General features: G+C 65.8%; 10 protein-coding genes. 4 read left to right on the top strand and 6 right to left on the bottom strand.

Translation table 11 applies throughout. The features are described 5' to 3' along the window. The 5 genes from VGQ44_05165 to VGQ44_05145 all read right to left on the bottom strand — a co-directional run. Nucleotides 1-509: hypothetical protein (locus VGQ44_05165; protein ID HEV8446183.1), on the bottom strand; the 509-nt coding region annotated here is incomplete at its 3' end. Between the two features lie 2 nt (nucleotides 510-511). After that, entirely contained in the window at nucleotides 512-1,210 is a 699-nt protein-coding gene (locus VGQ44_05160; GenBank protein HEV8446182.1) for a zf-HC2 domain-containing protein, read from the bottom strand. Then, entirely contained in the window at nucleotides 1,207-1,791 is a 585-nt protein-coding gene (locus VGQ44_05155) for a sigma-70 family RNA polymerase sigma factor (protein HEV8446181.1), read from the bottom strand. The genes VGQ44_05160 and VGQ44_05155 overlap by 4 nt, the downstream gene beginning before the upstream one ends. A gap of 7 nt (nucleotides 1,792-1,798) precedes the next feature. Further along, nucleotides 1,799-2,290 (bottom strand): hypothetical protein, encoded by a 492-nt coding sequence (locus tag VGQ44_05150; protein HEV8446180.1) that lies wholly within the window; start codon nucleotides 2,288-2,290, stop codon nucleotides 1,799-1,801. Between the two features lie 94 nt (nucleotides 2,291-2,384). Then, on the bottom strand, nucleotides 2,385-2,588 hold the full coding sequence (locus VGQ44_05145) for a hypothetical protein (protein ID HEV8446179.1): 204 nt from the start codon (nucleotides 2,586-2,588) through the stop codon (nucleotides 2,385-2,387). A gap of 225 nt (nucleotides 2,589-2,813) precedes the next feature. On the opposite strand from VGQ44_05145, the gene VGQ44_05140 reads away from it, so the two are divergent. From VGQ44_05140 to VGQ44_05125, 4 genes are all read left to right on the top strand, one after another. Beyond that, on the top strand, nucleotides 2,814-4,562 hold the full coding sequence (locus tag VGQ44_05140; protein HEV8446178.1) for a hypothetical protein: 1,749 nt from the start codon (nucleotides 2,814-2,816) through the stop codon (nucleotides 4,560-4,562). 70 nt (nucleotides 4,563-4,632) lie between these two features. Beyond that, the gene (locus VGQ44_05135; GenBank protein HEV8446177.1) at nucleotides 4,633-5,670 is read left to right on the top strand and encodes a Gfo/Idh/MocA family oxidoreductase; all 1,038 of its coding nucleotides are present in this window, start codon (nucleotides 4,633-4,635) and stop codon (nucleotides 5,668-5,670) included. 75 nt (nucleotides 5,671-5,745) lie between these two features. Further along, on the top strand, nucleotides 5,746-6,303 hold the full coding sequence (locus tag VGQ44_05130) for a gluconate 2-dehydrogenase subunit 3 family protein (GenBank protein HEV8446176.1): 558 nt from the start codon (nucleotides 5,746-5,748) through the stop codon (nucleotides 6,301-6,303). Next, on the top strand, nucleotides 6,296-7,981 hold the full coding sequence (locus VGQ44_05125; protein HEV8446175.1) for a GMC family oxidoreductase: 1,686 nt from the start codon (nucleotides 6,296-6,298) through the stop codon (nucleotides 7,979-7,981). Before VGQ44_05130 ends, VGQ44_05125 begins: the two co-directional genes overlap by 8 nt. A 37-nt stretch (nucleotides 7,982-8,018) precedes the next feature. Here VGQ44_05125 and VGQ44_05120 read toward each other — a convergent pair whose 3' ends face one another. Next, nucleotides 8,019-9,464 carry a M20/M25/M40 family metallo-hydrolase gene (locus VGQ44_05120; GenBank protein HEV8446174.1) on the bottom strand — a complete coding sequence of 482 codons (1,446 nt, stop codon included), beginning with the start codon at nucleotides 9,462-9,464 and terminating at the stop codon, nucleotides 8,019-8,021. Nucleotides 9,465-9,777 lie beyond the last annotated feature (313 nt).

Below are 9,777 nucleotides of genomic sequence, written 5' to 3'. Positions count from 1 at the left end.
GCCTTCACGAGCATCGACGTGACGTCGAGGTCGATGTCGCCGGTGATCGACTCGGCCTCGACGTGCTCGGCGTCGCCGGCAAGACGAATCGCGCCGGACACCGAGTAGAACCATCCGCCGACGCCTTCGGCGGTGATCGTCGCATCGACCGTCTTGATGGAAACGCCGGCGCGGCGAGGTACGTAGATCACCAGGTCCGATGGACCGACGTCGCCGTGGGGCCCTCTCGGCTCGACGCCGAGCTTGTACGCCGATTTGTCGCGCCCGCGCGCGAAGAAGAAATTGCCGTTCGACGCGACGCGGCCGCGCGCCACGATCGAGTCGCGATCCCAGCCGATCAGCCGCGCGGAGCCCGAGGGAACCCAGATCTTGACGCCGACGTCTGGCGTGGCCGGACGCGCGCCGAGAATCCTCGGCGTACGGGCGGGCCCGGTTTGAGCGCGTGCGTCGCCGGCGATGGAGGCGGCGAGGCATGCGATGAGCGTCATGAACTGCACTCGGCGTGTCATCGTCAGCTCGCGTTGGGGATTTTTTTCAGCACGTCCACCTTCTGACGGTACGACGACGCCAGCATCGCTCGCAGCGCGGGATTCCTCGGGTCGTGCGCGACCGCCGCCTGAAGCTCGGCGATCGCGAGATCGACCGTCTTCAAATCGTCGTCGATCGCCTCGCGCGCCGCGGGCGAAAGCTGGGCGCGTTGCAGTTGGAGATCGTCCATCAGCCTGTCCGCCTCTTCGCGGTAGCTCTCCACCGAATCGTTCGCGAAGCGGAGCGTGCTGTCGGCCGCGACTGCGCTCGCTCCAGTCGCGGCGACCGAACCGACGACCCGGGGAACGATCTGGATCACGGTGAGCGCCGTGATTGCCGCGACGGATGCGGCGACTCCGATCACCCACGGATCGACACGCAGCCGCCACCTCCTCGCCGCCGTCTCGTCGGAGTCGAGCGCAACCACCTTCGTGCTCTCGATCTGCCGACGGATTTCAGGCCACAGGCCTTCGACAACAGGCGCCAGCGTCGCCGCCGATCCGGATAGTCTCTTGTCGTCGATTCGATTCATGAGCGCGGTAAGGCGGGCGACGTCGGCCGCACACTCTCGGCACTCGCCGAGGTGCGCGTCGACGCGCGCGCGACTGACGGCGTCCAACGTGCCGTCCGCAGCACACTGCCGCTCGTCCTCGGATAAGTGGTTGGCGGAGGGATTCGTCATGGGGCAAGAATCGAAAGCAGGGCGCGTCGGGCGCGCCACAGTTGAGCGCGAGCCGTCCCCGCGGCGATGCCGGTCATGTCGGCGATCTCGTCGTGGGAGTAGCCGCACAGATCGTGGAGGACGAACACGGTGCGCGCGCCGTTCGGGAGCTGACCGATCGCCGCGTCGAGGTCTATTCGATCGTCGGCGCCGAGGTTAGACCCGGCGGTACGCGGCGCGGGGAGATCGTCGGTGAGCGAGGTGAGCTCGCGCCGACGATCGGCGCGGAATCGATTGAGCACGACGTTGACCGCGAGCCGGTGCAGCCACGTTCCGATGGCGCTGTCACCGCGAAACGACGGCAGCCGCTCCCACGCCCGAACGAACGCGTCCTGCGTCAGCTCGCGCGCCTCGCGCTCGTCGCGAGTCATGCGGTGACAGAGCAGGTAGATCGCGGGCGCGTGCGCTCGGTACAATGTCTCGAACGCGGCAACGTCGCCCGACTGCGCGCGACGGACGACGTCGTCGAGAGCGACGGCGCCGTCCAAGCGCGAAGCCATTCCGGGCGATTCGGTCGTCACGCGGCGGGCGGTAGCGCGCATCTGCGCGTCACCGTTTGGAGATCTCGGCCAGCGTGGAATCGATTTCCCGCTGCGCCACTTGGCGAGGCAACACGTCGTCGTGCACGCGTTCCGTCGGAATGCGGACAGACGCCACGTTCCCTTGGCGGTCCAGCGTGAGCAGCGCCGACGTGGTCATCAGCGAGACGCGCAGGACCCATGCGCCCTCGGCCGGCCACGAACGGCGGACCGAGAAGACTCCCGGACGGTTGGTCGTGCCGAATTCGAGCGGGACCGTCTGGCGTTTTCCGTCCACGAGACCGTAGGCGGTCCCCGTCATGTCCGAGACGTTCGGCACGCCCTCGCGGAGCATCGTGCGGACGTAGAACGCCACGCCGCGCGAGGCCGGATCCCAGGGATTTACCGGCGACTCGATCGAGAGCCACGGCGGCCATTTGACGACTCGGGTCGGCGACGGTGCCGCCGCTGCCAGCGAGAGCAGCGCGGTCGCGAATACGGGGACGAGCGCACGACGTAGCATGGAACCTCCTTTCGGTTGTGGCCAGGACGCCTTCAACCGATTGGATGCTGCGAATCCCCGATCTGCTTACCGGCAGCCGCTCGGCGACCAAGCGTTACGTTGGCGGTGGGTCTTCGAGGGCCGTGGACTCGCTGTATCCGCCCAAATGCTCGAGCTCGTCCGGGATGCCCAAGTCGCCGAGTTCCTCGAAGCAGTCGTCGTCATCGAGATCCTCGAGATCATCGAGCTGTCGTTCGGCGTCGGTGTCCACGGTGTCGGCGGCCAACGGCGCCGCTTGGGAGAAAGTCGTGTCGTGCATGTGCCCATCCGGTTGGAGAGGATGGAACGATCGACCGCGCGCCCTCCGCTCGTAGCACCGGAACGCTGCGAGCCATCCCTTTTCGTTGCGCGAGTCTTTGCCCACGAGCGCCTTACCAAGCGCTCGGCGCGCCGGGTAGCTTGGAAACGAGCACGGCGCGAATCGGGGCCACACCGCGCCGTTCGCCGTTGACCCCCCCACGAGATCCATGACATGAGAGCCAGAATGTCGAACTTTTTGATCGGAGCGGCGCGACGAGCCGCCATCGCAGTTGCCCTATTCGCGCTTCCGGCGATTGGTCAGACCGACCCACGCGTGGGTCTCAAGGCCGGATGGTGGGACGCTCAGCAGGCCGCGCGCAACATGGAGCTGCTCGGCAGCGGCAAGAAGGCCGAAGGGTTTTACAACCCCTCGGACCCCGGAGACTTTGGGTTCTTGAACGGCGACCTCGCGTTCAAGGGGAACATCATCGTTCAAGGCGGCTTCCACGGCTTCCAGGTGTGGGACGTCTCCGACGCGCACAACCCCCGGTTGCGCAGCACGTTCGTCTGCCCCGGCGGCCAGGGCGATCCGACTCTCTATGGAAATCTGCTGTTCTTCTCCGTCGAGGAGACGCGCGGGCGCCTCGACTGCGGCGGCCAGGGCGTGACGGACACGGTGAGCAAAGAGCGATTCCGTGGCGTGCGGATCTTCGACGTCAAGGACATCGATCATCCCAAGCAGGTCGCGGCCGTGCAGACTTGCCGAGGATCGCACACGCACACGCTCGTCGTCGATCCCAAAGACACGAAGAACGTCTACATCTATGTGTCGGGCACGGCCGGCGTGCGGTCGCCCAACGAGCTCACGGGCTGCTCGCCGCTTCCTCCTGAACAGGACAAGAACACGTCGCGGTTCAGAATCGACGTCATTCAGGTGCCACTCGACCATCCGGAAAACGCGAAGGTCGTGAGCAACCCGCGCATCTTCGCCGACGCGGAGGGGAACGTCGCCGGTTTATGGAAGGGCGGCACGCACGGTGAAGGGACGCAGGCCACGAGCGTCACCGACCAGTGCCACGACATCACGGTCTATTCGGCCGTCGGCATGGCGGCGGGCGCGTGCTCGGGCAACGGCATCCTGCTCGACATTCGCGACGTCGTGCATCCGAAGCGGCTCGACGCGGTCGCGGATCCGAATTTCGCCTATTGGCACTCCGCCACGTTCAGCAACGACGGCAAGAAGGTACTGTTCAGCGACGAGTGGGGCGGCGGCGTGCAGCCGAAGTGCCGAGCGACCGACAACCCGAAGTGGGGCGCGGACGCGATCTTCACGATCGCCAACGGCAAGATGACGCAGCGCGGCTACTTCAAGATGCCCGCGCCGCAGACCGACCAGGAGAACTGCGTCGCGCACAACGGGTCGCTCGTTCCGGTTCCGGGACGCGACATCCTCGTCCAAGGCTGGTATCAAGGCGGGCTCTCGGTGTTCGACTTCACCGATCCGTCGAACCCGAAGGAGATCGCGTTCTTCGACCGCGGCCCGATGGATTCCACAAAGCTCTACCTGAGCGGCTTCTGGGCCGGCTACTGGTACAACGGCTTGATCTACGGATCGGAGATTGGCCGCGGCATCGACGTTCTCGAGCTCAAGCCGAGCGAGTTCCTCTCGCAGAACGAGATCGACGCCGCCAAGCTGATTCATGTCGACCTGCTCAACGTCCAGAACCAGCAGCGCTACACGTTCCCGCCGAGCTTCACCGTTCCGCGCGCGTATCTGGATCAACTCGCGCGCAACAACGGCCTCGCCGCCGACCGGATCACCGCCGCGCGCGACGCGCTCGCCAAAGCGGAATCAATGAAGGGCGCCGCTCAGCACACCGCGCTCACGCGGCTGGCATCCGCGCTCGACGGCGATACGAAGTCGGCGTCGGATGCGGCCAAGGTTCGCATGCTGGCGGAATCGGTACATCAGCTAGCCGACTCCAAGCGTTAGTAAGCGCCGACCGCAGTACGAGAAAACAACCTTCTCGTTTTTCTCCAACGACACCTTGGAGAAACCACGCATGTCCGCAACCGCTTCGCCCACCGGGGCCGCTCCCGTTCGATGGGGAATCCTCGGCGCGGCGAACATCGCGATGACCAAGGTGATCCCGGCCATTCAGGGCACCAGACACTCGCGAGTCGTTGCCGTCGCGTCTCGAGACGCGGCGAAGGCGCGCTCGGCCGCGGCGGCGCTCGGAATCCCGAGAGCGTACGGATCGTACGACGAGCTGATCGACGACGACGAAATCGACGCCATCTACAACCCGCTGCCGAACCATTTGCACGTGGCCTGGTCCATTCGCGCGGCGGACGCTGGCAAGCATGTCCTCTGCGAAAAGCCGATCGCGATGTCGGCCGACGAAGCGTGCGCGCTGCGCGCGGCCCGCGATCGAACCGGGGTTGTGATCGCCGAGGCGTTCATGGTGCGCGGCCATCCGCAGTGGCTCGAGGCGAAGCGGTTGGTCGAGTCGGGGACTATCGGCGAGCTGCGTCTCGTGAGCGGACATTTCAGCTACTTTCGGCGCGACCCGGCCGACGTGCGGAGCCGCGTGGAGTACGGCGGCGGCGCGTTGCTGGACATCGGCTGCTATCCCATCACGATGTCGCGCTGGCTCTTCGGCGCCGAGCCGGTGGAAGTGGTGGGACAGATCGAGCGCGATCCGGACATGAAGGTCGACCGGCTCGCGTCGGCGCTGCTGCGGTTTCCCAACGGGCAGGCGACGTTCGCCTGCGCCGGGCAGCTCGTTCCGTATCAGAAGATGCTCGTCTATGGAACGACGGGCAGGATCGAAGTCGAGATTCCGTTCAACGCGCCGGCCGATCGGCGGTGCCGCGTTTTCGTCGACGACGGAAGTCAGCTCGGTGGGCTCGCCGCGCGGCCGATCGACTTCGATGCCGTAGATCAATACGCGCTTCAGGCCGACCGCTTCGTCGACGCCATCCGCGGCGCCAGCGAGCCGCTCGTGTCGATCGATGACGCGATCGCGAACATGGCCGTCATCGACGCGCTGTTCCGGTCGGCGGAGACGAGAACGTGGGAGACACCCGCGAAGCTCTGACACGACGACGCTCGCGCGGCGGTGTGCCAACCGCTAGAATCCGGCGACGTTTCACCACCGGGGAGGCCGCGATCCATGTCGGAGTTTTCGCGCAGACAATTCGTGGCGCTCGCGGGATCCGCCGCGGCCGGAGTGTGGCTCGCGGCGACGCGAAGCGAGATCCTCGCCGCCGGACTTCACGCGATGCAGGCGTCGAAGTTCGAGGCGCTGACACCGGACGACGCGATGGAGATCGACGCCGCCGCCGCGCAGATCGTGCCGACCGACTCGACGCCGGGCGCGCGTGAGGCACGTGTCGTCTACTTCATCGACAAGGCGATCTCCACCTGGGCCAAAGACCAGAAGCAGGCGATGGTGTCGGCCGCGAAGGAGCTGAGGTCTCGCGCCGCGAAGGCGCAGCGGGGGGCGAAGTCGTTCGCCTCGCTCCCGTCGGACAAGCAGATCGCCGTCCTGACCGCGATGGAGAAAGAGAAGCCGCAATTCTTCAACGCGATCCGCTACGGCACGATCGCCGGCATGCTCGCGAACCCCGAGTGGGGCGGGAATTATCAAAAGATGGGCTGGCGCTGGATCGGCTTCGACGACCGGTTCTCGTGGGGACCGCCCTTCGGCTGGTACGACCAGAATGCCTGACCACACGCATCCGCGGCTCGCGCCGCTCCAGCAAACGACAGTGAAATACCGGCCCGACGACGAGGTCGATTTCGTCATCGTCGGATCGGGCGCCGCGGGCGGCGTCGTCGCGAAGGAGCTTTCGACAGCCGGATTCCGCGTCGTCGTGCTCGAGCAGGGTCCGTGGCGGACGGAGCGCGATTTCGTCCACGACGAGATCAAGATCTTCCAGCAGAGCGCGCTGTCCAACGACTGGAACGTCTCGCCGACCACTTTCCGCAAGACAGAAAAGGACAAGGCACAGAAGCAGCCCGCGCTCGTGTACGCCCGCGGCGTCGGCGGCACGAGCGTGCACTTCTCGGCGAATTTCTGGCGCTTCAAGGAGATCGACTTCAAGGAAGCGAGCGTGAAAGGCACGCTGGCCGGCACCGGTTTCGCCGACTGGCCGATCACCTATCAGGATCTCGAGCCGTACTACACGAAGGTCGATTGGGAAGTCGGCGTCGCGGGAGCGCCCGGACCGTTCGACCCGCCGCGATCGCGACCGTATCCCATGCCGCCGCATCCGCCGAAATCGACAGGTGTGTTGCTCGAGCGCGGCGCGAAGAAGCTGGGCTACAAGCCCTTCCCCGCTCCGATGGCGATCGCGTCGAAGCCGTTCGACGGACGATCACAATGCGTGCAGTGCGGATTCTGCGAGGGCTTTGGCTGTGAGGTTCGCGCGAAATCCAGCTCGCTCGTCTCCGTCATCCCGAAGGCAGTCGCATCGGGCCGCTGTGAGATCCGCCCCAATTCCTACGCGCGCAAAATCGAGACTGACGCGAAGGGCCGCGCGACCGGCGTGAAGTACTTCGACGCGGACAAGAAGGAAGCTTTCCAGCGCGCGAAGGCGGTGGTCGTCTGCGCGAACGGCGCCGAGACGCCGCGGTTGTTGCTCAACTCCGCGTCGAATCTCTTTCCGCACGGACTCGCCAACTCGAGTGGCGTAGTCGGCAAGTATCTCATGCCGAACGGCGCCGGCCTCGCGCTCGGCGTGTTCGATCACGAGGTCAACGGGTTCAAGGGAATCGTCGCGACGCGCGTCGTGTGGGATCTGTACGAGCTCGACCCCAAACTCGGCTTGGTCGGCGGCGGCGGCTTCGACTATCGATTCGACGCCACGCCGATCCAATTCGCGAGCGACATCGGCATTCCGCCCAAGGCGCCGCGCTGGGGCAAAGCGTACAAGCGCTGGATCGCCCAGACGTATACGCGTTCGGTCATCTGTTTCGGCCACACGACGTCGCTGCCCGTCGCGACGAACAGCATCTCGCTCGACCCGACGGTGAAGGACGCGTGGGGCGTACCGGCGATCCGAATGACGTACGCGGATCATCCGCAGGACCTCAAGCTCTACAAGTATTTCGCGCAGCGGAGCGAAGAGCTCTTGCACGCGTCGGGCGCGGCGCAGACGTGGCAGCTGCCGGTCGACAGCCAGGAGTTCGCCGTCCATCTCCTGGGTACATGCCGCATGGGCAACGACCCCAAGACGTCGGTCGTGGACAAGTACAACCGCGCGCACGACGTGAGGAATCTCTTCGTCGTCGACGGGTCGAGCCTCGTGACGAGCGGCCGCGGGCAGCCGACGATGACGATTCAGGCGCTGGCGTTCCGCGCGGGCGACAACATCGCGCAGTTCGCCAAGCGCCGAGAGATCTAGCCGCCGAGTCCGGAGTGCGGGGTGCGAAGATGCGCGATCAACGCGGCGCGCGCGGAATGGGCGCGTCGCGCATCGCCGCCTGGTAGGCGAACGTCGCGAACACCGTCGCCGCCTGCGCGACTTCCTCGGGCGTCATGCGCTCCATCGTGTCCATGTTCGTGTGGTGGATGCGCACGTCGTACGTCGAGAACTCCTGCACGGGATTGAAGCCGGGCACGCCTTCGGCGATGAAGCTCAAGTGGTCGGTGTTGCCGATGCCCGCGCGGAGGTTTCGCTTCGCGCCTACGTCTTTGAACGGCTCGAGCCACTGGTCGAAGATCGCTTTCGCGGCGTCGTTGCCCTGCGTGTAAAAGCCGTACACGCGGCCGTAGCCCGGATCGATGTTGAAGTACACGTCGAACTTGTCGCGCGCGGCCTTGTTCGCGTCGCCGGCGAGGTGTCGCGCGACCCACGCTTTCGAGCCGTAGAGTCCTTCCTCTTCGCCGCCCCAGAGCGCGACGCGGATCGTGCGGCGCGGCTTTGCGCCGACGGTTTTGAGGATGCGCATCGCCTCGAGCACGGTCGCCGCTCCGTCGGCGTTGTCGGTCGCGCCGGTGGCCGACGCCCAAGAGTCGAGGTGCGCGCCGATCATGACGATCTCGTCTTTGAGAGCCGGGTCAGACCCCGGCAGCTCGGCGATGATGTTGTAGCCGCTCGTGTCGGCCGTGAAATACTTCGCGTCTATCTGAACGCGTACCCGTACGGGCACGTGATCCTGGAGCAGTCGAACGAGGTTGTTGTAGTGCTCCCCCGCGACGATGACCGACGGCACCGCGTTCGCGCCGACGTCGCGCGCCTGCACGAAGATCGTGCCGTGCTCGCCGCGGCTCGGCTTGAGCACCGCACCGACGCCGGCGTCGTGCAGAATCGTCTGGATTTTTTGAGCTTCACTCGGTCCGCCACCGCGGCCGCCGCCGCCCGCCCGCCCGCCGCCGATCGGCGGCGCCGGTGTGTAGACGTCTCCGGTTGGACCGAACGGATCGACTCGGTCTTCACGGATGAAGTTCGTCATCATCGGCTGCGCGAGGACGATCGCGCCTTTGAGGACGCCGCGCATTTTCTCGAGCGAATCGGAGGAGATGCCCGCGATGAAAACCGGCGTGCCGGCGATCTCACCCTTCGTCGGCGCCGACCACGCGTCCGGATAGCCGATCATCGGCGCGAAACGCGGCGACGTCATCTCGAGCGTGTACTTCTCCAGCTCCCAGCCGCGACCGAAGGGCCAGGACTCCATGTGCACGTCAGCGAGTCCCCACGAAGACAGATGATCGCGCGCCCAGGTCGCCGCGCGCGTGAACGCGGGAGACGCGGTGAGTCGCGGGCCGATGACCGTCGCGAGGGTGTCGACCATCGACCAAGCGCGCGAGTGGTTCAGACCCTCGTCACGAATCTTCGCGAGGACGGGGTCGGGTTGCTGCTGAAGGGCAACGAGGAGGAGGAGCATCGGGCGAATTAGCCGAGGAGCGAAGGAGCTGAACGGCACGAGAGCCGAACAGCGAGGGAACCAAAAAGCCGAAGCGCCAAGCAGCAAAGAGCCAAAAGCGATAAGAAACGAAACAGCGAGAAGCGCCCGAGTGGAAGTTCGGCGGCCTCTCCGCCCCCGGAGTTGCTAAGTCGTGTTACAGCTTCGTCGCGGCGCTAAAGATCCGCGAGATCTCGCTTGCACGCTCCCGAAACGAACGTTAGGATAGGCGCCCACACCCGGTGGCGTTTCCTCTCCGGCACTCGTCTTTTGGGTACGCGCCCGGGTCGTTCAT

Source organism: Gemmatimonadaceae bacterium (assembly GCA_036003045.1).
Lineage (GTDB): Bacteria > Gemmatimonadota > Gemmatimonadetes > Gemmatimonadales > Gemmatimonadaceae > JAQBQB01.
Note: the sequence above shows the minus strand (reverse complement) of the source record. Positions and strands in the feature narration are given on the sequence as shown.